General features: G+C 65.4%; 22 protein-coding genes and 1 pseudogene. 11 read left to right on the top strand and 12 right to left on the bottom strand.

The features are described from left to right. Positions 1–240 precede the first annotated feature (240 nt). Positions 241–1,005, top strand: coding sequence for a hypothetical protein (locus CE453_RS10315; RefSeq protein WP_089174509.1), 765 nt, complete (start codon positions 241–243; stop codon positions 1,003–1,005). A gap of 45 nt (positions 1,006–1,050) precedes the next feature. On the opposite strand, the gene CE453_RS10310 is transcribed toward CE453_RS10315, so the two are convergent. After that, a complete protein-coding gene (locus tag CE453_RS10310) occupies positions 1,051–1,347 on the bottom strand; it encodes a hypothetical protein (RefSeq protein ID WP_089174508.1) in 297 nt (98 codons plus the stop codon). Continuing rightward, on the bottom strand, positions 1,344–1,658 hold the full coding sequence (locus CE453_RS10305; RefSeq protein ID WP_089174507.1) for a hypothetical protein: 315 nt from the start codon (positions 1,656–1,658) through the stop codon (positions 1,344–1,346). The genes CE453_RS10310 and CE453_RS10305 overlap by 4 nt, the downstream gene beginning before the upstream one ends. A 221-nt stretch (positions 1,659–1,879) precedes the next feature. Here CE453_RS10305 and CE453_RS10300 point away from each other — a divergent pair, with 221 nt between their 5' ends. Further along, positions 1,880–4,177 (top strand): MobA/MobL family protein, encoded by a 2,298-nt coding sequence (locus tag CE453_RS10300; protein WP_089174506.1) that lies wholly within the window; start codon positions 1,880–1,882, stop codon positions 4,175–4,177. A gap of 104 nt (positions 4,178–4,281) precedes the next feature. Next, positions 4,282–4,398: an SDR family oxidoreductase gene (locus tag CE453_RS29050; RefSeq protein ID WP_157732981.1), complete on the top strand. Its 117-nt coding sequence runs from the start codon at positions 4,282–4,284 to the stop codon at positions 4,396–4,398. A 3-nt stretch (positions 4,399–4,401) separates the two neighbouring features. On the opposite strand, the gene CE453_RS10295 is transcribed toward CE453_RS29050, so the two are convergent. Then, the gene (locus CE453_RS10295; protein ID WP_089174505.1) at positions 4,402–4,923 is read right to left on the bottom strand and encodes a hypothetical protein; all 522 of its coding nucleotides are present in this window, start codon (positions 4,921–4,923) and stop codon (positions 4,402–4,404) included. A gap of 194 nt (positions 4,924–5,117) precedes the next feature. Here CE453_RS10295 and CE453_RS10290 point away from each other — a divergent pair, with 194 nt between their 5' ends. Then, the gene (locus CE453_RS10290) at positions 5,118–5,624 is read left to right on the top strand and encodes a zinc-binding dehydrogenase (RefSeq protein WP_248308023.1); all 507 of its coding nucleotides are present in this window, start codon (positions 5,118–5,120) and stop codon (positions 5,622–5,624) included. A gap of 142 nt (positions 5,625–5,766) precedes the next feature. On the opposite strand, the gene CE453_RS10285 is transcribed toward CE453_RS10290, so the two are convergent. After that, positions 5,767–7,365: an ABC-F family ATP-binding cassette domain-containing protein gene (locus CE453_RS10285; protein WP_089174503.1), complete on the bottom strand. Its 1,599-nt coding sequence runs from the start codon at positions 7,363–7,365 to the stop codon at positions 5,767–5,769. 151 nt (positions 7,366–7,516) lie between these two features. Between CE453_RS10285 and CE453_RS10280 the strand changes: the two genes are divergently transcribed. Both CE453_RS10280 and CE453_RS10275 read left to right on the top strand, forming a co-directional pair. After that, positions 7,517–8,119, top strand: a complete 603-nt coding sequence (locus CE453_RS10280; protein WP_248308022.1) for a TetR/AcrR family transcriptional regulator — start codon at positions 7,517–7,519, stop codon at positions 8,117–8,119. A 153-nt stretch (positions 8,120–8,272) separates the two neighbouring features. Beyond that, positions 8,273–9,547 (top strand): epoxide hydrolase family protein, encoded by a 1,275-nt coding sequence (locus tag CE453_RS10275; RefSeq protein ID WP_089174501.1) that lies wholly within the window; start codon positions 8,273–8,275, stop codon positions 9,545–9,547. Positions 9,548–9,638: 91 nt separating this feature from the next. Here the strand turns inward: CE453_RS10275 and CE453_RS10270 are convergent, their stop codons facing one another. Both CE453_RS10270 and CE453_RS10265 read right to left on the bottom strand, forming a co-directional pair. Then, positions 9,639–10,958: a sensor histidine kinase gene (locus CE453_RS10270; protein ID WP_089174500.1), complete on the bottom strand. Its 1,320-nt coding sequence runs from the start codon at positions 10,956–10,958 to the stop codon at positions 9,639–9,641. After that, positions 10,955–11,695 carry a response regulator gene (locus CE453_RS10265; protein ID WP_089174499.1) on the bottom strand — a complete coding sequence of 247 codons (741 nt, stop codon included), beginning with the start codon at positions 11,693–11,695 and terminating at the stop codon, positions 10,955–10,957. The genes CE453_RS10270 and CE453_RS10265 overlap by 4 nt, the downstream gene beginning before the upstream one ends. Positions 11,696–11,935: 240 nt before the next feature. Between CE453_RS10265 and CE453_RS10260 the strand changes: the two genes are divergently transcribed. Together CE453_RS10260 and CE453_RS10255 are read left to right on the top strand one after the other, a co-directional pair. Beyond that, positions 11,936–12,706, top strand: coding sequence for an alpha/beta fold hydrolase (locus CE453_RS10260; RefSeq protein WP_089174498.1), 771 nt, complete (start codon positions 11,936–11,938; stop codon positions 12,704–12,706). A gap of 161 nt (positions 12,707–12,867) precedes the next feature. Further along, entirely contained in the window at positions 12,868–14,643 is a 1,776-nt protein-coding gene (locus CE453_RS10255; protein WP_089174497.1) for a cytochrome c biogenesis protein DipZ, read from the top strand. A gap of 88 nt (positions 14,644–14,731) precedes the next feature. Here the strand turns inward: CE453_RS10255 and CE453_RS10250 are convergent, their stop codons facing one another. From CE453_RS10250 to CE453_RS10240, 3 genes are all read right to left on the bottom strand, one after another. Next, entirely contained in the window at positions 14,732–15,568 is an 837-nt protein-coding gene (locus CE453_RS10250) for an oxidoreductase (protein ID WP_248308021.1), read from the bottom strand. Between the two features lie 203 nt (positions 15,569–15,771). Further along, complete coding sequence (locus CE453_RS10245; RefSeq protein WP_248308107.1) at positions 15,772–16,239, bottom strand: cytochrome P460 family protein; 468 nt, start codon at positions 16,237–16,239, stop codon at positions 15,772–15,774. A gap of 66 nt (positions 16,240–16,305) precedes the next feature. Beyond that, positions 16,306–17,355: an alpha/beta fold hydrolase gene (locus CE453_RS10240; protein ID WP_089174495.1), complete on the bottom strand. Its 1,050-nt coding sequence runs from the start codon at positions 17,353–17,355 to the stop codon at positions 16,306–16,308. A 326-nt stretch (positions 17,356–17,681) separates the two neighbouring features. Here CE453_RS10240 and CE453_RS10235 point away from each other — a divergent pair, with 326 nt between their 5' ends. Then, positions 17,682–18,098 (top strand): organic hydroperoxide resistance protein, encoded by a 417-nt coding sequence (locus CE453_RS10235; RefSeq protein WP_089177815.1) that lies wholly within the window; start codon positions 17,682–17,684, stop codon positions 18,096–18,098. A 105-nt stretch (positions 18,099–18,203) separates the two neighbouring features. On the opposite strand, the gene CE453_RS28520 is transcribed toward CE453_RS10235, so the two are convergent. The 3 genes and pseudogenes from CE453_RS28520 to CE453_RS10225 all read right to left on the bottom strand — a co-directional run. Continuing rightward, on the bottom strand, positions 18,204–18,344 hold the full coding sequence (locus CE453_RS28520) for a hypothetical protein (protein ID WP_157732980.1): 141 nt from the start codon (positions 18,342–18,344) through the stop codon (positions 18,204–18,206). A gap of 44 nt (positions 18,345–18,388) precedes the next feature. Beyond that, positions 18,389–18,721 carry an aldehyde dehydrogenase family protein gene (locus CE453_RS10230; RefSeq protein WP_248308020.1) on the bottom strand — a complete coding sequence of 111 codons (333 nt, stop codon included), beginning with the start codon at positions 18,719–18,721 and terminating at the stop codon, positions 18,389–18,391. A 7-nt stretch (positions 18,722–18,728) separates the two neighbouring features. Beyond that, positions 18,729–19,135, bottom strand: a pseudogene (locus CE453_RS10225) (transposase); the annotation flags it as partial. On the opposite strand from CE453_RS10225, the gene CE453_RS28515 reads away from it, so the two are divergent. After that, positions 19,118–19,708 carry a hypothetical protein gene (locus CE453_RS28515; protein ID WP_157732979.1) on the top strand — a complete coding sequence of 197 codons (591 nt, stop codon included), beginning with the start codon at positions 19,118–19,120 and terminating at the stop codon, positions 19,706–19,708. The pseudogene CE453_RS10225 and the gene CE453_RS28515 sit on opposite strands and share 18 nt — an antisense overlap. Positions 19,709–20,041: 333 nt before the next feature. Further along, the gene (gene trhA / locus CE453_RS10215) at positions 20,042–20,704 is read left to right on the top strand and encodes a PAQR family membrane homeostasis protein TrhA (protein WP_089174492.1); all 663 of its coding nucleotides are present in this window, start codon (positions 20,042–20,044) and stop codon (positions 20,702–20,704) included. Positions 20,705–20,891 lie beyond the last annotated feature (187 nt).

Genomic DNA, 20,891 nt, shown 5'->3' with positions numbered 1-20,891 from the left:
CGTCGGAGCGATTTCGGCGCTCAGTTCGCGATGGCCTGGCGAAGTTTCACCCGCGACCCTTTGAAACGCTGGCTTTTTTGCCCTCGGTTTCGGCGGTGCCTTAATTGCGGGTCAGCTTACTCTCGGATTTCGGGAATTTGGTCCTCTTGCAGAGAGCGCGGGCTAAAGCGCCCTTGTCATATGTGTAGTTTGTTGCGATTTAAAGCGCCCATATTAAGCAAGATATCGGACGGAACCGACGTGGCACGCAAGCGCCTGAACCCAAATGTTGTCGCAGACTGGATCGGCATCGCGAACGCGGCGGAGCGAGCGCTCCAGACAGGAACAGGGACTGACCGTACAGCGGCGCTATGGGATGTAGCGCAGGAGCGCGGCACCACAGAGCAGCATGTCCGGCGCCTCGTTCACGGCTGGCGCTTCATCCAATCCGTTCGTGCCGACGACAGCGAACTGGCGAAATGTTTGGAGAGAAGCTCTTATAACGTCACCGACGTGATCTCGCGCTGGCATCCACGCGATCGCCACGCGGCATCAGAAGCAGCCAAACAATACCATGCCGGCAACCTCACGCTCGCCCAGATCCGGGCCGGCTACGAATCCTCGCAGCATCATGGCGGATCGAAAGTGAGCGCTCCACCGACGCCGGACTACCTCGACGCCGTGCGCGGGAAGATCGAGGACATCGAACCCTGGATACGAGGGCTTCAATCGACGCCCCGATCGCTTCCGCCTTTCGGCAAATTCGACCTGTTCTTTCAGGGCGAAGGCGATCACGAACTCGGCGTGATCGTCTTGCCGCCGCGCCTCGGCACGAACGATCAGAAGGCGAGGTTCGCCAGCGACGCCGGCCTGATCCTGCTCGCCCACCAGATGGGCATCGCGACGATCATCGCAGGGCCCAAGGGCTCTGTTCTCGATGGCTATACCGACTGGATCGCCGAGATCGGCATCGACGATTGCCGCGTTGTCGAGCTCGAACGCGTCATGCGCGAAGTCTGGACATGAAAAGGCCCGGCCTACGCCGGGCCTTTTGTTAGCCTGTCGATCGGATCACTGCGGCTTGTGAAACGCAGCTCCGACGATGCCGGCTTGTTCGCGGGTCGCTTCGGTTTCCGCCTTGACCCGAAGAGCCTCGTCCCGGGCCACAGCAGCCTCGAGTTCGCGCAGCGCCTGCTCGGCATTCGCCTTGGCCCGCTGCTTGATCGCCTCGACCCAGGGGGTGTCTGCAACGGACTCGATGGTCGCGACAAGCCTGACGCAGGTCGTCGGCGCCAGGCGCGGCGTACCGTTGTGAACCGAGGCCTCGAGCAGGGCGCAGGCGCGCTTGGTCAGCTCGTCGGAAGTCACTGGCTCTTCTCCTGCTGGTTCGCACCCTGCCCCGCCGCCGCGGCCGCAGCTTTGACCTTCGCGTCGGCGCGCTGTCGAGTCACCTCGTTGGCGAACTCGCTGGCCGGGAAGGTGTAATCGGTCGAGGCACCGGCCACGATCAATTCCTTCGCCAGCGCAGGCGAATGCGCCTTCGCGGCGTTGAACAGGCCGGACATCGCATGCGGGTTGTTCGTCGTCTCCCACACCTTCTGCGCCACGCGGAACAGCTTCGCGCGGTTGGCGTGCTGACGCGCCCTCGCCTTCGCGAACTTATCCATCAGCTTCAACATGTCGTCCAATGTCACCTCCTATGGGTTAATGCGACGACACAATTGAAACCCATAAATCTGATTCTTGCAATAGCATATATACGCATTCATATTAACGCGAGCCATCAAACGGCCGGGGGTTCCCAGGGGGCGTCAGCCCCTTGGGCCCGCTATAGCAGTCCGAAAAGTCGGACTGCGCGGTCCCTGCGGTGCTTTTTGAGAGAGGAAGGCCGGGTTTCACGATGTTCGACCGGACTATGCATCTCTCGACCAGTTGGGTGCGCGCGAAGACCCACCTCGGTCCCGCCAGCGCCGGTCTGGTCAGCGCCTACATCACTGGTGGCCATTCCTTCGATGGTCATCGCGTCAATAACCCCCATCGGCGGCACGAGATTGCGATGACCGGCCTGTCGCTGCCGGCCGGAAGCGTGATGACGCCGCATGAACTCTGGCACTGGGTGGATCGCAAGGAACGCCGGAAAGACGGCGAATACCAGATGCGTTCGCGCGAGTTGCCGAGACTGGCTTCGCATATGCGCTGCTCATTGCCCTGGGCGCTTTCGCCGGAAGCGGCCGAGCGCGTCACCATCGCCTTCGCGCGGTTTCTGACCGAGGAACTCGGGCTCGGCGTTCAGTTCGCGGTGCATAACAAGCCTGAGCACGATTGGGATCACGCTCATTTCCTGATGACGACCCGTTCGCTCGCCCCTGCGAATTTCGGCAAGAAGGTGCGCGAGCTGGACGGGATCGCGATGCGCAAGCGCGAAGCTGGCACCGCCGCCGAGGTTCGCTATACCCGCGCGGATGGGCGCGAGAAGACAATCTCATCCACCATCGAAACCATGAGGACGCGTTGGGCCGGCCTTCTCTCGGCCGAACTCGGATATGTGGTGGATCATCGTTCTTTCGAACGCCGCGGTCTCGATCTCGAACCGGTGATCTATGTTCCCCGCGGCCAGATCGAATATGAGAAACGACAAGCGAGGCGCGGCACTGCCGGGCGGGGCTGGCGCGCCGAACGGGCCTCGCAATTGGCCAGCCGACAGGTGGCATCCTCCCTCTTGAGGAAAGTACCAGATACGGAGCCCCGTCAACGCGCTCGACGCGCGCCTGCGCGTGCTCCCCGTGTCGTCGAGATCGGTCTGCGATCGATCTGTCAGGAACTGGAGCATCAGAATGCTCCCGTCTCGTCAGGGCGCGCCGCCGCCCTCCCCCGCCTCGCGGAGATATCACCGCTCCTCGCGCTTGCGGCTGGCAGCCAGATACTGGCATCTGTCGACGCGCGGGAGGTGCCCGAAACTGCACCTGCCTCTACCGCATCAACCGTGATCAGCACCACGGATGCTTCAGACAGGCAACGCAAGCGCCCGCGCCAGAATGCCGGCGCCGGCATCATGTCGAAGCTCTTTGCTCAGCACGGAGATGACATTGCTGCCGCAGTATCGGCTTCTTCGTCACAGCACCGGATCATGCGAGAGGCGATCAACCACCTTGGCCGGATCAATCCGGTCGTCGCGCTCGGCGCCCTCTCCCGCGTGGCGGAGATCACGCTTGAACAGAAGGAGGAGCCCGTCACCGCGATCGTCGCCTCGCCTTCTGAAAGGCGAGCGCAGACCCGCCGGCGCGGCAGCGCATCTTCGCGGGAGAATGTCGCGGGTTCGATGGCAATCCGGGCGCGCCAAGCCCTCGAAACTGAGTGCTCGCAAATTGAGAGAGGCCATGACGACGCGAACGCGGCTCAGGCGATGGCCGCGCAGTTCGCTGACGAGATGAAGCGTCGCGAACGCCGCTTTCTCAAGCGCATGGAGAAGAAACTCGGATATGCAGCGATGCAATCGGCTGTTGTTCATGACGCGCTGGTCGCGTTCACGCTCAGGCTCGGGGCCCATTTCAGCAAGGCGATGGAGGCTTTGCGGGAGCGACTCGAGCGCCATCGCCTTGAACGGCAGAAGATCGCCGCTCAAGCGATGCTCGAACTCGCTGCTCTCGATGCAATCCCAATAGACAACGCCATGGTGAGATTGCAGGCGACGGCAGCGGTCGCGCAGAGCTTCCGTCACACTCTCGATCACCTCCACGCGCGGCAGGCCGGCGAGGTCGCGGAGGAATTGACGCAATGGCTAGACGGCGGGCCGAACCTGCGCCGGCATAACGCGACGACGACATTGACGCCGAACATCGTCTCTTCGGATTGGAGCCGTCCGTCTCCCCGACAGCCGGAACGGTCGGTGGCCAGAACGGCTGCGGCAGCCCCGCAGCACCAGCCTGTCGCGCGGTCGCGGAATCCGCACATTCCGATCGCAGCTTCGGCAGGCGTTTCGAAGAGCGCAACGCAATCCACGCGGAAAAATATCCGAAACAATGTCACGTTCGATGTTCCCGCGTTCACGGAGAAAGAGGAGTTCGGCCTACTCCGGCCGAAACCGGCATCGCCAGCAAGCGCAAATGGTCAGGCGGCTCCGAGACCTCGAGCATCGGAATCGGGCAGCAGACCTGCCCACCAGAGGCCACGTCGCCCATCGGATCAGGAGATCGAATAGGTGACAGGCGCGCCACATGTCACGGCCCCCCAACTGTTCTCGCCCCAAAAGCCCGGACATTTCTCAATGAAACCCAGGACACTCCCTCAGACCATCTTGCTCAGATGAGGCCGCTGCAGCGCTTTGCCAATCCCGATGAGATCAGCGGTTTGATCCCCTATTTGGCTTGCGAAGAAGCGGGCTACGTGACGGGTGTCAGCCTCACGGTCGACGAGGGCTGACCACTAGACTGAGACGGCGGGAGCCGCGCGATCAAGCTCGATCAGCGAAAGCCAGGCCAAGGCACCTTGCCGTTCCGCAAGCCGGCTAGCTGTTCCAAGAATCTGCACGCTGCCGGCGGTGTCGCCATCGGCATGGTGCAGGATCCTAGCCTTTAGCCGAAGGAGTTCGGGATACGCGAACGACTCACCATTGGCTTCGACGCGCGCAATCGTCGTTTCGACGAGCGTCCGGGCTTCGCCAAAGCGGCCGCGCAGGATCAGGCCGCGCACGAGCATGATCGAGAACAGTGTCGTCAGCAGCTCGTAGCGCGTCGCGTGAAGGCGCGTCAGACTCTGCGATACGAGGTCGAGGGCAGCATCCGTGGCCCGGCCCTGTTCGATGTCGATCGCGCCACGATAGCCGTCCGCCGCCGCGATATAGGGGTCGAGGGCATTGGCTTCGGCGCACTCCCCGAAAGCCGCGAGCGCCTCTTCGGCCGCCTCCAAGTCCCCAGCCCAGAGATAGACGTCGAGTGCCCAGATCAACGCGATGCATCTGGTGACCGGGTGGTTGAGCCGGGATGCATCGCGGACCGACTGCCAAGCAACGGCCTTCGCGCCCTCGGTGTCTCCGCTCAGCCAGAGCGTGCGGGACCGAGAGTCATTTCGCGACCGAGTTCTACCAAGTCAGGTCTGGCAACTGGGCCTTGGTTCATGCGGCAGCCGGCGGTCTGGGGCAATTGCTCACGCAGATCGTCAAGATGCAGGGCGGCAAAGTGATTGGCCGCGTATCCCGAGCTGACAAGGTCGAAGCGGCTGCCGAGGCCGGCGCCGATCACGTCATCGTCGATGACGGAACAGGCTTTGCGGATGAGGTCTTGGGGCTGACCGGCAGCGAGGGAGTGGATGTCGTCTTCGATGGATCGGGGCCGGTGACCTTCGAGGGGTCCCTGACCGCTCTGCGTCGGACTGGAACCTTCTGCTGGTACGGGCCGGTCCTGGGTGCGGATACGAACCTCTCGATGATGTCTCTGCCGAAAAGCGTCAAAATCGGCTACGCGGTATTCATGGATCACATTCCGACGCCGGAGCTGTTGCAGGAACGCGCCAGGCGGCTGTTCGGATGGATCCGCAGTGGCAACCTGCGGGTGGATAGCCCAAGAATGTTTCCGCTCGCCGAAGCGGCCGCGGCACACTCGGCAATGGAATCACGCTCGTCGGTGGGCAAGTTGTTACTGGTGCCATAGCGGGTTTTAACGTCATTCCGCGATGGCATCGACCGGCGGGCGTTCCACTGATTTCGGGCAGGATCGTCGGACGCTGGTTCTGGCGACATGCGCCATGACCTGACGTTGAGAGGCCCCCGCAAAGCAGACGTTGGCGATTTACCTAGGCCAACTTTTGGCGCGGACCGGCCAGCTCGACCTGCTGATTGATGCCGATATTCATCAGGAACCGCTCATCGTGGCTCACGGCGACGAGCGCACCGTCATAGGCGGCAAGCCCTGCCTCGATCGCCTCGACCGAGGCGATGTCGAGATGGTTGGTTGGCTCGTCGAGCAGCAGCAGCGCGGGCGGGCGGGGCCCGCCCAGGACACAGGCGAGCCCGGCCCGGAGCATCTGACCGCCGCTGAGCGTGCCGGCGATCTGGAGGGCGGCATCTGCCCGGAACAGGAAGCCGGCAAGCGCGGCACGGCAGGCGTTCTCGTCCGAGCCGGGGTTCAGCCGCTTGAAATTGTTCAGGATGGAGGTCCGCGGATCGAGGATGCTCACGCTCTGGTCGAGCATCGCGAGGGCGACGAAGACGGAGACGGCGCCGGCGATGGGGGCCATTTCCCCGGCGATCAGCTTCAGCAGGGTCGTCTTGCCGGAGCCGTTCGGCCCGACGACCGCGAGACGGCCCGGCCCGGACATAAAAAAGGAAAGGTCGCGGATCGGCGGGATATCGTCGCTATAGCCAGCCGTGACCGCATCGAGCTTCAGCACCTGCCGATGCGGCGAAAGTCCTGTGGGTGGCAGCACGATCGACAGGCGCTGCAGGACCTCGACACGCGCCCTGGCTTCCACCTCGGCCTGCCGCGCCTCGCTGCGCTGCCGTTCGGCGCGCCGCGCACCATCGCCCCGGCTCGTTTCGGCAGCGTTCTTGCGGGCACCGAGCAGGATTCGCGGGAGATCGCCCCGGGTGCCTTTCCGGGCTCCGGCGCCATCGCGCCGGTCCTGCCGTTCTGATGCGAGCCGGGCCTTGCGCTCGGTCTCGGCGACCTGCTTCCGCGCATCGGTGAGGTCGTGCTCGGCCGCCTCCAGCTCGATCGCCTTGCGTGCATGATAGGCCTCCCAGTTGCCGCCGTAGCGCGCGGCGCCGAGCGAGGTCATCTCGACGATGGCGTCCATCCGGCCGAGCAGTTCGCGATCATGGCTGACCACGATGGCGCCGGCGCGCCAGCCGGCGAGCAGGGAGATCACCGCCTCGCGTCCGGCCCGGTCGAGATTGTTGGTCGGCTCGTCCAGCAGGAGGAAGTCGGGGCCCCGGAAGGTCGCGGCCGCGAGACCGGCTCGCGTTCGCTGTCCGCCCGAGAGCTCCGACAGTTTCACATTCGGGTCTGCATCCAGGCCGAGGCGGGCGAGCGCCGCCGCGATCCGCCCCTCCAGCGTCCAGTCGGCCTCCGCCAGTTCCGCGACCGTGGCGTCGCCGGCTTCCGCACGGCAAAGGGTCGAAAGGGCGTCCCGGACGCCGAGGAGATCGGCGATCGTCTCATGCGGTTCGTTCTGAACAGCCTGCCGCATGACGCCGAGCGTGCCGCTCACGACGACCGTCCCGGCCAGCGGTCGCAATTCGCCCATGATGAGTTTCAGCAGGGTCGATTTGCCGATGCCGTTGCGTCCGACGAGGCCGACGCGCTCCCGGCCGAAACCGAGATCGAGGCCGGCGAAGACACTGCGCCCCTCTGGTGTCGACCAGGCAAGGCCTGAAAGGGTGATCGATGGCATGCGAGCAGATGTCCGGCATTAACAGCACGATAACGTGCCGTTATCATTCGAGGACTTGAAACGCAACGGTTCCGTGCTGTTTATGCGAGATCAAGGCACGGGGACATTCATGCGAAAGCCGGGTGGGCGGCCGACACGAGAGCAGACGGCGATGCTCGATAGGCATATTCTCGAGGGTGCGCGCCTGGCCTTCTGCCGCAGCGGCGTCGCCAACGCGTCGCTCGACGAGATCGCGCTCAGCCTCGGCGTCTCAAAGCACACGATCTATCGGCGCTTTCCGAACAAGGCGGCGCTGCTCGAGGCGGTGGTCGAGCGGGATCTCGGCGATTTCCGCACCGCTCTGGTCTCGGCGGCGAAGGACGGGTCCGGGGCCCTGAATGCGCTGCGCCGGATGGCGATGCGCTATGTCGAGATCGGCTCATCGCGCGACTATGCGGCGTTCTATCTCTCGGTCAGTGCCGAGGCCGCCTTGTCCGCGCCGCTGCGCGAGCGCTTGGCGGCGTGGTCGCAGAGCGCCTTGCAGCCGCTCGCCGCTGCGATTGCTGCGGCGCAGATGGCGGGGGCGCTGCAGCCCGGCGATCCCCAGGCGGTCTGCGACGTGCTCGTCGATCTTCTCGAAGGCGCCAATAACCGCGTCCGGCTCGGTGCCGCGGCCGTCGAGGACGCGGAGCGGCAGGACCTGTTCGAGCGCCGCTGGAGGGTCTTCGTCGCCGCCTTCGGGACGACGCGTCCCGAGCCTCCATTCGGGCGCTGAGCCACGCGCGCGACGGAAACCGTCTCCAGCCCGGCGTCGTACCTACGTGCTGATACAAATCACGCCCGGGACGGAAACATCCGGCACATCCCAGCCTAGCAAGACATGCGCCGTCGGTGGTCGATCCTGGCTGCCCTGAAACGGAGCCTACCCATGTCACGCGATGCACTCGATCTCACCCGGCGGCGCCTGCTCGCATCGGCCGCGGCGGCGACGGCTGTCGGCCTGATGCCCGCCGCCCTTCATGCGGAAGGCGCCCCGAGCGGCATCCGACCCTTCAAGGTCGCCATTCCCGAAGCGGCCGTCACCAATCTCAAGCTGCGCCTCGCCACGGCGCGCTGGCCCGAGCGGGAGACGGTTTCGGACGCCTCGCAGGGCGTTCGGCTCGCGCGGCTGCAGCCGCTCGTCGACTACTGGGCGGACGGGTATGACTGGCGCAAGGTCGAGGCGAAACTCAATGCGCTGCCGATGTTCGTGACCGAGATCGACGGCCTGGACATTCATTTCATCCATCTGCGCTCGCCGCATGCCAGTGCCCTGCCGATGATCATGACCCATGGCTGGCCGGGCTCGATCCTGGAGTTCATGAAGGTCGTCGGCCCCCTCGTCGATCCGACAAATCATGGCGGCTCGGCCGCGGATGCCTTCCATCTGGTGGTGCCGTCGATTCCGGGCTTCGGCTTCTCAGGCAAGCCGGCGACGGCAGGCTGGGGATCCGACCATATCGGGCGGGCCTGGTCGGTGCTGATGCGGCGGCTCGGCTATGAGCGCTATGTTTCGCAGGGCGGGGATTGCGGCTCGGTGATCTCCCATCGCATGGCGCTCCAGAAGGTGCCCGGGCTGATCGGCATCCATGTCAACATGCCGGGCACGGTGCCGAAGGAGATCGCGGCGGTCCTCGCGGCCGGCGGTCCGGCCCCGGAAGAGCTGTCGCCTGACGAGCGCAGGGCGTTCGATGCGCTCGATACCTTCTACAAGGACAGTTCGGCCTATGCCGCGATGATGGTCACACGGCCCCAGACCATCGGCTATTCGCTGGTCGATTCGCCGCTCGGCCTCGCCGCCTGGATCTACGAGAAGCTCGCTACCTGGACCTATAGCGGCGGCGACCCCGAGAAAGTACTGACGAAGGACGAGATGCTCGACGACATCTCGCTCTACTGGTTGACGGGGACAGGCGCCTCGGCCGCCCGCATCTATTGGGAGGACCACTCCAACAACTTCAACGCGGTCGAGATTCCCGAACTGCCCGTTGCCGTCACGGTCTTTCCCGGCGAGATTTATCGAGCGCCGAAGAGCTGGGCGCAGCGCTGCTACAAGAACCTCGTCTACTTCAGCGAGGCCGGGAATGGCGGGCATTTCGCGGCCTGGGAACAGCCCGAGCTTTTCACGCAGGAGGTGCGGGCCGCGTTCCGTTCGCTGCGCTGACGAGCAACGCAAGCCACCGGCGGCAAAATCATGCCGCGGCATTTGCTTCGGCCCTTCCGAACCGGCTGAGACAGGCTTCTCGCCGCCCGTTTCAGCCCAGCGTCACTTCGGCGGCCAGGCCGCCTCCCGGCCGGTTCGCCAGGCGAAGCGAGCCGCCGATCGCGGCCGAGAGCTGCTGGGCGATGGCGAGGCCGAGGCCGGTTCCGCCGGTGTCGCGGCTGCGCGACTGCTCGACGCGGTAGAAGGGCTGGAGGACGGCTTCGAGCTGATCCGCCGGAATGCCGGGGCCGCGATCGAGAACGGTGATCCGGAGCCGGCCGTCGGGCGCCTTGTCGACATGGATCTCGGCGGCGCCGGCGAATTTCAGCGCGTTGTCGATCAGATTGGTCAGGATGCGCCGCAGGGCATGGGGCCGCGTAACGACGATGCCCTGGATCGCGCCCGGAACAGCCACCGCCTTGCCGGTATCCTGGTAGTCGAAGGCGATGCTCTCCACGAAGGAGGCGATATCGATGCGCGTCGGCTTCTCGGTATCGCCATGGGCGCTCTTCGCATAGGCGACGCCTTCGCGGACCAGTCGCTCGATCTCGGAGAGGTCGTTGATCAGCCTGTCCTTTTCCGGACCGTCTTCGGCCATCTCCGCGCGCAGCTTCATGCGCGTGATCGGCGTCTGCAGGTCGTGGGAGATCGCGGCGAGGATCTGGACGCGCTCCTGCAGATAATGCGCGATACGGTCCCGCATGGCGTTGAAGGCCGTCGCCGCATGGGCGACCTCGGCCGGGCCTGTCTCCTCGAGCCGTATGGCCTTGCGGCTCGGATCGAGGGTTTCGGCTGCATTGGCAAAGCGTCGCAGCGGCCTGATCGCGAGCCGCACCGCCAGCCAGGTGCAGAGCACGAGCAGGGCGAGCTGGGCGGCGAGCATATAGGGGAGCCAGGTCGCGAGCGGCATCAAGGCCGGCAAGACGTCGATCGTCACGGGCGAGCCGTCGCTGAGCGTGACATGGGCCTGGAGATGCTCGCGCTCTCCGGGAATGCTCTCGACCTTGACCGGAAAGCGCCGCCCGGCTGCGAGGTTGATGGTCTGCGCGACCTCCGCCGCCCGCGGGCTCAGCTCCGGCACGCCGGGCAGGCCCGTCCCGAGCTCGTAGCGATAGGTCCGCCGGCCCAGCATGGACAGCCATTGCGGGCGCTCCTGCGGCGGAAGGCGGTCGAGCAGCGCGATCGAGGTGGCGACGTCGTTCTCCAGCGTCGTGTACATCGTCGCCTTGGCGCTCACGGTGCGCTCGTAGAACAGCACGGCGAAGGACAGGATATGCGCCGCCGCGAGGCCGGCGAACAGGATCAGGAACAGGCGGGAGCGCAGGGTGCGCGGCAGATGCAGGAACCTGCGCATCCGGATGGCGAAGCTCATGGCCGGGCCGTGACGATCTCGACCGGCATGGCGAGGACATAGCCCTCGCTGCGAACGGTCTTGATATAGGCCGGCTCGCGTGCATCGTCGCGCAGGCGCTGGCGGACACGGCTGACGAGCAGGTCGATCGAGCGGTCGAACAGCTCGGCCTCGCGCCCCTGCGTGAGATTCAGGAGCTGGTCGCGCGAGAGCACGCGCTGCGGATGATCGAGGAAGACCCGCAGCAGGCGGTATTCGGCGCCGCTCAGCGCCACCGCGGTGCCGTCTCCGTCGAGCAGGTGGCGCGCGACGGTATCGAGCTGCCAATCCCCGAAGGCGAGCAACTGGCCGGCCTCGGTGACCTGCAGGTTCGGCGGCATCATCCGCGTGCGGCGCAGCACCGCCTTGATCCGCGCCAGCAGCTCGCGGGCGACGAAGGGCTTCGCCAGATAGTCGTCGGCGCCCATCTCCAGCCCGACGATCCGGTCGGTGTCGTCGGTCCGGGCGGTCAGCATCAGCACCGGCGTCGCCTTGTGCTTCCCGGCCCGCAGCTCGCGGCACAGCACGAGGCCGTCATCGCCCGGCATCATCACGTCGAGGACGATGAGATCGACCCGGTCCGCCTCAAGGAAGGCGCGCATCTGCCGTCCGTCGGCTGCCGTCGTCACCCGCAGGCCGTTCTTCTTCAGATAGCTCGATACGAGATCCCGGATCTCCCGATCGTCGTCGACGACGAGCACGTGGTCGATGTGGTCCATCGGCAGGGCTTCCCGCTTTCGTTTCCCGAGCCATAGCAGAGGCCGGGCTGTCTCGATCCGGCGTTCCGCGAGAGATTTGTAGCCTCGTGTATCACGCGCCCGGCCCGACACGGACGCGGACAATCTTCCCGTCGAACGCCCCGCCGTCTTCCGGCACGGTGCGGAGCAGCATGAGGGCCGCGACGGCTCGGCCCGCTTGCACGGCATCCCCATCATGGAACGAGCAGGAAGGAAGCTCCGATGCACACGCGTATTGTTTCGATCGCCCTCGGCGGAGTCTTGCTGTCCCTGGCCGGAGCCTGGTCCGGGGCGCAGGCTGCGAGCGTGCGCAACATCGTCATCGTCCACGGCGCCTTCGCCGACGGCTCGGGTTGGCGCAAGGTGTCCGACCGCCTGACCGCGAAGGGCTACAAGGTCACGATCGTGCAGGAGCCGCTGACCTCCCTGCAGGACGATGTGGCGGCGACCCGGCGCGTGCTGGCGCTCCAGGACGGCCCGGCGATCCTCGTCGGACACAGCTATGGCGGCATGGTCGTCACCGAGGCCGGCCATGACGCCAGCGTGGCGGGGCTGGTCTATGTCGCGGCGTTTCAGCCGGAGAAGGGCGAGAGCCTGGGCACGCTCGCCGGCCGCAAGCCGGTTCCGAACGCGCCGCCGGATGCGATCAAGGCAACCGCGGACGGCTATCTCTATCTCGATCCGAAGGCCTTCCCGGCCGCCTTCGCGGCCGATCTCCCCAAGGCCGGGGCGGCATTCCTGGCCCGCTCGCAGGTCTTCGCGGCGAAGGCGGCATTTACCGCCGAGGCCGGCGATCCCGCCTGGAAGAGCAAGCCGAGCTGGGCGCTCATTGCGAGCCATGATCGGTCGATCAACCCGGAGCTCGAACGCGAGATGGCTCGCCGCGCGGGCAGCAAGGTCCGCGAGGTCGCTGCGAGCCACGCCGTCTATGCCTCGAAGCCCGCAGAGGTCGCCGAGCTGATCGTCGAGGCCGCCCGGGCCGTCTCCAACTAGGCGTCGGGGGTGGTGCCGATCCTCGCAGCCGGCCCCTCCTACACAGCGTTACAGAGCGGCCCGCAGGGAAAACATGGGAGATACGTCGGAGAGATCGAATGGCGTGCATCCGATGGAGGCCACCCGGCAGGTGGCTTCCGTCGCCCTCGCGAGGAACCGCCATGATCCTGTTCGTCATCTTCTATCTGGCCGGCGTGCTGACCATCGTCAGCCCCTGCATTGTTCCGGTCCTGCCCTTCGTCTTCGCGCGGGCCGGGCAGCCCTTCGCGCGCGGCATCCTGCCGATGCTGATCGGCATGGCGCTCTCCTTCTCCGCCGTCGCGAGCCTCGCCGCGATCGGCGGCAGCCGGGCCGTGCAGGCCAACGAGATCGGTCGCTGGACGGCGCTGGCGCTGCTCGCACTGTTCGGCATGACCCTCGTCTCGCCGCGCGCCGCGGCCTTCTTCACCCGTCCGATCGTGGCGCTCGGCAACCGGCTCGCGAGCGGCGCCGAGGCCGGGGCGCCCTCGATCGGCGGCTCGTTGGTGCTCGGCATTGCGATCGGTCTGCTCTGGGCGCCCTGCGCGGGGCCGATCCTGGGGCTCGTCCTGACGGGCGCGGCGCTGCACGGTGCCGATGCCGGGACGGCCCTGCTCCTGGCCGCCTATGCCGCCGGCGCGGCGACCTCCCTCGCCCTGGCCGTCCTGGCCGGCGGCCGGGTCTTCACGGCGATGAAGCGTTCGCTCGGCGTCGGCGAGCGGATCCGGCAAGGCGCCGGAGTCGCGGTGCTCGCGAGCGTGCTGGCGATCGGTCTCGGGCTCGATACCGGTCTTCTGACGCGGCTGTCCTTCGCCGGCACCACCGGTATCGAGCAGAGGCTGCTGGCAGGACTTGGTGGCGACGGCGCGACAGCGGCCGCTCAGCGCCTCGCCGAGAATGGCGGGCTCCGCCCGGCCGGCGCTTCGGCCGAGCCCTACCGCAGCCCGCTGCCGGATCGCGGAGCAGCCCCGGGTTTCGAGGGCGCCGTGACCTGGCTCAACTCCGGGCCGCTGAAGGCCGAGGAGCTGCGCGGCAAGGTCGTGCTGGTCAATTTCTGGACCTATTCCTGCATCAACTGCATCCGCACCCTGCCTTACGTCCGCGCCTGGGCGGAAAAGTACAAGGACCAGGGGCTGGTCGTGGTGGGCGTCCACACCCCGGAATTCGCCTTCGAGAAGAATGTCGGCAACATCCGACAGGCGATCGCGCGTTTCGGCATCACCTATCCGGTCGTGGTCGACAATGACTTCAGGATCTGGCGCGCCTTCCGCAACAGCTACTGGCCGGCGCTCTATGTCGTCGATGCCCGGGGCCGGATCCGGCACAGCCATTTCGGCGAGGGCGACGAGAAGCAGTCGGAGCGGGTGATCCAGGACCTCCTCGCGGAAGCGACCGGCAGCCGCGGAGCCGCCGATGGGGCCGTTGTCCCGAGCGCGCAGGGCGCCCAGGCGCCGATGGATCCGGCCCGGCCCGCGCGCTCGGGCGAGACCTATCTCGGCTATGGGAAGGCCTCCGGCTTCGCCTCGCCTGAGAGTGTCGCGGGCGACCGGCCGCGCGACTACAGCCTGCGGACGCTGCGGCTCAATCAATGGGGGCTCGCGGGCCGATGGACGGTCGGCGCCGAGAGCACTGTCCTCGATCAGCCGGAGGGCGGGATCGCCTTCCGCTTCAGCGCGAGGGACCTGCATCTGGTGCTGGGTCCCGGCCCGGCGGGCAGGCCGGTCCGCTTCCGCGTCACCATCGACGGCGTGGCGCCCGGCACGAGCCACGGCGCCGACATCGATGCCGAAGGCAACGGCACGATCTCCGAGACGCGGCTCTACCAGCTCGTCCGCCAGGCCGGCGACATCGGGGAACACATCTTCGAGCTCCGCTTCCTCGACGCAGGCGCCGAGGCTTTCGCCTTCACCTTCGGTTGACCAAGGCCGGGACGTTGGCCTTTCCGCGTGGATCTTCAGCCGGGATGGCTGAAGATCCACGGCCGGGTGCCTCGCCGCCTACGGAGCATCATGCGGGATACGAGATCGACTCGCTGAGAGACCGCCATCTTGCATCCGATTCAGCGAGATTCTCGGCCGCCATCCTGGCGACGGCGACAGCATCACGCCCGAGCAGGAGGCGCAAGGGCGGCTCCCTCATCGCCACGACGTCCATCAGGACCTGTGCGACCCGTTCCGGATCGCCCGGTTGATTGCCATCCGCTCCGCGTAAACGAGCGATTACGGGTTCGATTAAGGGCCTGTAAGCGTCGCTGGTATGGAGCGTCGCCATCGACGAACCGGCCCAATTCGTTCGCATGCCGCCCGGTTCCAGCACCGTGACCTTGATGCCGAAGCCGGCCACCTCCTTCGCGAGGACTTCCGAAAAGCCGCCGACGGCCCATTTGGCAGCCTGGTAGGCTCCCAGTCCGGCGCCGCCGACGCGTCCCCCAACCGAGGAAACCTGAATGATATGACCTGAACCCCGAGCACGCATGATGGGGAGCGCTGCTTTGGTCAGGTGAACGACACCGAAGAAATTAGCCTCGATCTGGGCACGAAACGCCTCATCCGTCATGTCCTCGATAGAGGCGACATCGGCATAGCCAGCGTTGTTGACCAGCACATCGAGGCGGCCGAAAGATTCAACCGCCGCCTGCACCGCATCACGAGCGCCTTTCGCGTCGGTGACATCAAGAGAAGCCGCCCTGATTCTGCTGCCATGTTTCACGACCAGGTCGTTCAGTTGGGCTCTGTCACGTGCGGTCGCGACCAGGTTTTCGCCAGCTTCCAGGACCGCTTCGGCAATCCTTTTTCCAAGACCCCGCGATGTGCCGGTGACCAGCCAGGTTCTTTGCATCGTCATCGATCGGAATCCTCCATTTGGATTCATGACGGCTTTGAGTTCGCGATGCCGCTCGTCCTCCGAGGCCCCCGATTCACGTCCGACGCCGGATTACGGGAAACCGCCGAATGGAGCTGACGGCTTGGGCGCCACACGGATGATCGTGCCGTGGCCGGCATCGCTCCAACGAGCTGGCGCCCCGCGCGGCGTGCCCTCGCTCCAACCTAGGGTGCGAATTTTGTGAAGACGTAGTCCCGCGCCTTCACCCGCGATTCATGGCAGGCGAAGCAGGTCTCGTGCTGGGCCTCGTCCACCGGCTTGCCGTCGATGAAGCGCCCGAAACCCCAGCCGCCGCTGGCGGCGTATTTCCGCGAATCCTTGACCATCACCTGCACGGTCGTGGCGGCCCCGGGGACGAGGGCGGATTCGAACTCGGGCGACTGGATGTGCTTCCATGCGAGCTTCACGAGCACCGTGCCGTCCGGAAAGGGCAGCGCCCCGGCACGGTAGGCATCGATCGCCGTCTGGTTGCCGACGACGGCACGAAGCTCGTTGAGAGGTTCATGCTCCAGCGCCGGCGCGACCAGCTCCCATTTGCGGTATCCGTCGGGTATCGTGACTCTGTAGATCGGCGAGGCGGGCTTGCCGTCCCCGTCGCCTCTGGCGATGGAGACGGCGCCGATGACGGCCATGGCGAGCGCGGCGCCGGCATAGGGCAGCGCGGAAAGGGCTTTCATCGGAGAACTCCCTTCCCACCGTCAGAGCCGGTCGGCGTCGATCACCGCCTGGGCGAATTCCCGTGGCGCCTCCTGCGGCGGGTTGTGGCCGATGCCGCCCTTGAAGAGCCGATGCTCGTATCGGCCGGTGAAGCGCTTCCTGTAGGCGGCCGGCTCGGGATGAGGCGCGCCATTGGCGTCGCCCTCGATGGTGACGGTCGGCACGCCGATGCTCGGGAAGGCCGCGAGCTTGCGCTCGATCTCGTCATATTTCGCCTCGCCCTGCGCCAGGCCGAGGCGCCAGCGATAGTTGTGGATCGAAATGGCGACATGGTCTGGATTGTCGAGCGAGGCGGCCGAACGCGCGAAGGTCGCGTCGTCAAGCTTCCATTTCGGCGAGGCCAGCTCCCAGATCAGGCGGGCGAAATCATGCGTGTACTTGCCATAACCGGCCTCTCCCCGCGCGGTGGCGAAGTAGTACTGGTACCACCACTGCAACTCGGCCTTGGGCGGCAGCGGCGCCGTGTTCGCCTCCTGGCTGCCGATCAGGTAGCCGCTGACCGAGACCATCGCCTTGCAGCGTTCCGGCCAGAGCGCGGCGACGATGTTGGCGGTCCGGGCGCCCCAGTCATAGCCGGCGATGACGGCCTTCTCGATCTTCAGCGCATCCATCAACGCGATGACATCGGTTCCGAGCGCGGCCTGCTGGCCGTTCCGCGGCGTATCGGCCGAAAGGAAGCGGGTCGAGCCATAGCCGCGCAGATGGGGCACGATCACCCGGTAGCCGGCCTTCGCCAGAAGGGGCGCGACCTCGACATAGCTGTGGATGTCGTAGGGCCAGCCATGCAGCAGCAGCACCGGCGGCCCGTCCGCCGGACCGGCCTCGGCATAGCCGACATCGAGCGCGCCGGCCTCGATCCGCTTCTCGGCAGCGAAGGAGGCATGGACGCCCTGCCCGGCGCTGCCCGGCGTTGGGACGGAAGCGCGGGTCTGGGCGCTGGCCGCGCCGATCGTGCCGAACTGCGCAAGGACGGTGCCGAGCGCCATGGTGCCGAGGAAGCTCCGCCGCGGGTGGTCGATCTGCTCTGACATGGCCCTGTTCCCTTTTGCTTGAATGCGGGGAAAGGAAGCCTGTCGGCTGTATCCGGGCTGTGTCGCAGGGCGCCGGAATTGAAAGCCCGCGTAGGATCGCGGTCTCCGAATACGCAAGGATACAATCGGCCCCGGCTCCCTGCTGCGGGGGCCCTCACGGCGGCCTTCGCGAAGGGTGGGCGTCATCGTATGCCAATGTATCCGGCCCCGGAAAACGGACGCTTCCTTGCGTATCGGTGCATTCCGCAAACATGCCGGACATGTCGGCTTGGGAATGGCTCTGCCGCAAGCCGCTGCCTGTTGCGGCGCCAAGGATGGAGCGCTCCATGACCGAGATCGAGAAAGTCCTCTACACCGGCAAGACCCATACGACGGGAGGGCGTGACGGCGCCTCCCGCAGTTCCGATGGCCGGCTCGACATCAAGCTGTCGCCTCCGGGCAGTTCGGCCGCCGGGACCAATCCCGAGCAGCTCTTCGCTGCCGGGTGGTCAGCCTGTTTCATCGGCGCGATCGGCATCGCCGCCGCGAAGCGCAAGCTCGCCCTGCCGCCGGATCTCGCCGTCGATACCGAAGTCGATCTCGGCATGACCGACGGCGCCTATTTCCTGCAGGCGCGTCTCAATGTCAGCCTCCCCGGCCTCGCCCCGGAGCTGGCGCGCAACCTCGTCGACGAAGCGCACCAGACCTGCCCCTATTCGAAGGCCACCAGGGGCAACATCAATGTCGAGCTGAACCTCGTCTGACGATGATCCGGGGCCGGCCACCCGGCCAGGCCGTTCGACCGTTCGGCTCGATGAGCGCCGGGTGTCGGCTTGCCGACGCCCGGCTTTCGTTCTGCGGCCAACAACTCAATTCGCGGTGCCGGTCAGCAGGGAGACGATCGCCGGGAGCCACGAGGCATCGTGGATGTCGCGGCTGTCCCAGGCGCAGGGAACCGCGGCGAACGCCGTCACCGCCAGGGCAACAAAGATCGTCTTGATCCTGGACATTCTTTTCATGGGTTGTTCCTCAGGTACCTCTGGACCGCGCGTTCTCAGGCCGGCACCGGCATGAAGACGGCCTTGGTCTCGAGGAAGCCCTCGAGGCCTTCCGGCCCGCCCTCGCGCCCGATGCCGGAGAACTTGCGGCCACCGAACGGCACGGAGGGCGCGAGTTCGACGCCATTGATGCCGACCTGGCCGGTTCGAACCCGGCAAGCGAGCGCATAGGCGCGCTCCACATCCCGGCCGTAGATGCTCCCGCTGAGGCCGAGATCCGTATCGTTCGCGAGGCGGATCGCCTCGTCCTCATCCTCGTAACCCTGGATCGTGACCACGGGGCCGAAGACCTCTTCGCGTGTGATCGCCATGTCGGTGGTCACGTTCACGAAGACCGTCGGATCGACCGGTCGGCTGCTTTCGCTGCGTCGAACGATGCTGCCCCAGGACCCGGCACGCCAGTCGCTCCGAAACCCGGAGCTTCAACACGACATGCTCGACACAGCGACGACGCCGGGCGGGGCTCAGAAGTTTCCCCGGGCAGCCTCGGCCAGGATCAGCTTCTCAAGCGTCAGGTCCGAGACAGCCTTGCGCAACCGCTCGTTCTCCTTCTCGAGGTCCTTCAAGCGCTTCACCTGGTCGCTCTTCAGGCCGCCGAACTCCTTGCGCCAACGATAATAGGTGAAGGCCGTCACTCCGAGCGTGCGGATCGCCTCGGCAACCGGCCGACCTTGCGACAACAACACGTCGACCTGCCGCAGCTTCGCGACGATCTCTTCAGGCTTATGCTTCTTCTGCGCCATAGCGGCATCCTCCAAGGCTCAAAAAGCCTACTTCACGGAGGACCACTTTTCAGGGGGCAGGCCAGGAGCGTCGACTACAGCTTCCTAATTGACACTCAACGAGCTCACGATGTCGACGCGAGATCCGAGAAGAGCCGGGTTGCACGTGCAAACGCGTCAAGCGAACCGCCGAAGCTCGATTTCTGGATTCCGACCGAGCGGCTGCGCAACCTTGAGCCTACAATCGTAGCGGCGTCCGAAAAATACGGAGCAGTTCAGCCCTCGACGTTCAAGGCGTGTGCCGATTCCGCGAAGGCGTTAGACGACGCACCTGCGCATACCTTTAAGCTCGTGCGTGAAATTCGGGTGAGTGAGGCCTCGGGTGTTTATCGCTTGGTCCTGGCGACGCAGAACGAAGGCTGGGCTCGGCGATGGGACGAGCACGATAAGCCGTTGAACCCCGACCTACTCGTTGACAAGTCCACCTACTTCTTCGTTTGCGACGCCGACCAGCACGGCCGCATTTCGAAGATCGAGCTCTACAAGAAGGAGTGGGGAGGAAAGCTGAGTATGTATCGGCAGGTCGCATACTAACTGCGGGTTGAGATAATGCCTTCCCTGCTTGAGGCCGCGCATGCTTGCGTTGTTCTCAGGCCAGCAAGCCCTTTTGATCGGCCGAATTACTAAGCTATTGCACGGTAGGCTTGCGCCACTTCCGGACATTGAGTGTCGGCCCGCAAGCAGACATTCGGGTGGGCCTCGGCGAATTACTCCCACTGATGCCGGTCTCAAAAAAGTTCTACTTCTTCTTCAGACCCATCGCCGCGGACATCCGGGAGAACGCGCTCTCGCACGCCGACATTGAGATGACACAGGCTCGCGGTAGGTGCCAAACCAACTCTACCCGCCGACACGTTAGGAAACGCTGTGAACGTTCCCGTCGTAGGACGCTTCGTCTTCAAGCGCGCCGAGCTCTGGGCTGACGGCGTGATCCATGTCCTCGGTGTTGTCCTGGGGCTGGGGGCCGTCGCGACGTTGATCGTCCAGGTCGCCAACAGCGCGCCGCTGTTCGACCTGCTTCCCGTTTCGATCTATGGCGCCGCGCTCCTCGCAGTTCTGATCGTCTCGGCCACCTACAACATGTGGCCGATCTCACCGCACAAATGGTTCATCCGGCGTTTCGACCATTCGGCGATCTACGTGCTGATAGCCGGCACCTACACCCCATTCCTGATGAAGCTGAGCGCGAGCATTGTCGCCCAGGCTCTTCTCGCCATCGTGTGGCTAGCAGCCACTGTCGGCGTCGCGATTAAAGTGGCTTTGCCCGGCCGGTTCGACCGGCTGTCGATTGCACTCTATCTCTTGATCGGGTGGAGCGGGCTCCTGATCTGGGAGAGTGTCAGCCTCCTGCCTGCGATGACCCTCTGGCTGATCGTCGCAGGCGGCATCCTCTATTCGATCGGCGTCATCTTCCATATCTGGGAAAGCCTGCCGTTCCAGAATGCGATCTGGCACGGCTTCGTCCTCGTGGCTTCCGGCTGCTTCTATGGGGCTGTGTTTCGGGCGTACGCGATAGCGCCGGCTGCGTGAGCTGTGGTCGATACGGACATCCGCATTCTACGGAGTGATCTTCAGTTGGAGCCCATCTTTGCCGGCGGCGCTCGCCACCAGCCCGCATGACAATTTGAGACATCAAGTGACAGTGTTCGATCAAAAAATCGATCTAACACTCATGAAATACGATTATAATCGCCAGATTCGAAATAATATGAAACTA

Source organism: Bosea sp. AS-1, assembly GCF_002220095.1.
Taxonomy (GTDB): domain Bacteria; phylum Pseudomonadota; class Alphaproteobacteria; order Rhizobiales; family Beijerinckiaceae; genus Allobosea.
Note: the sequence above shows the minus strand (reverse complement) of the source record. Positions and strands in the feature narration are given on the sequence as shown.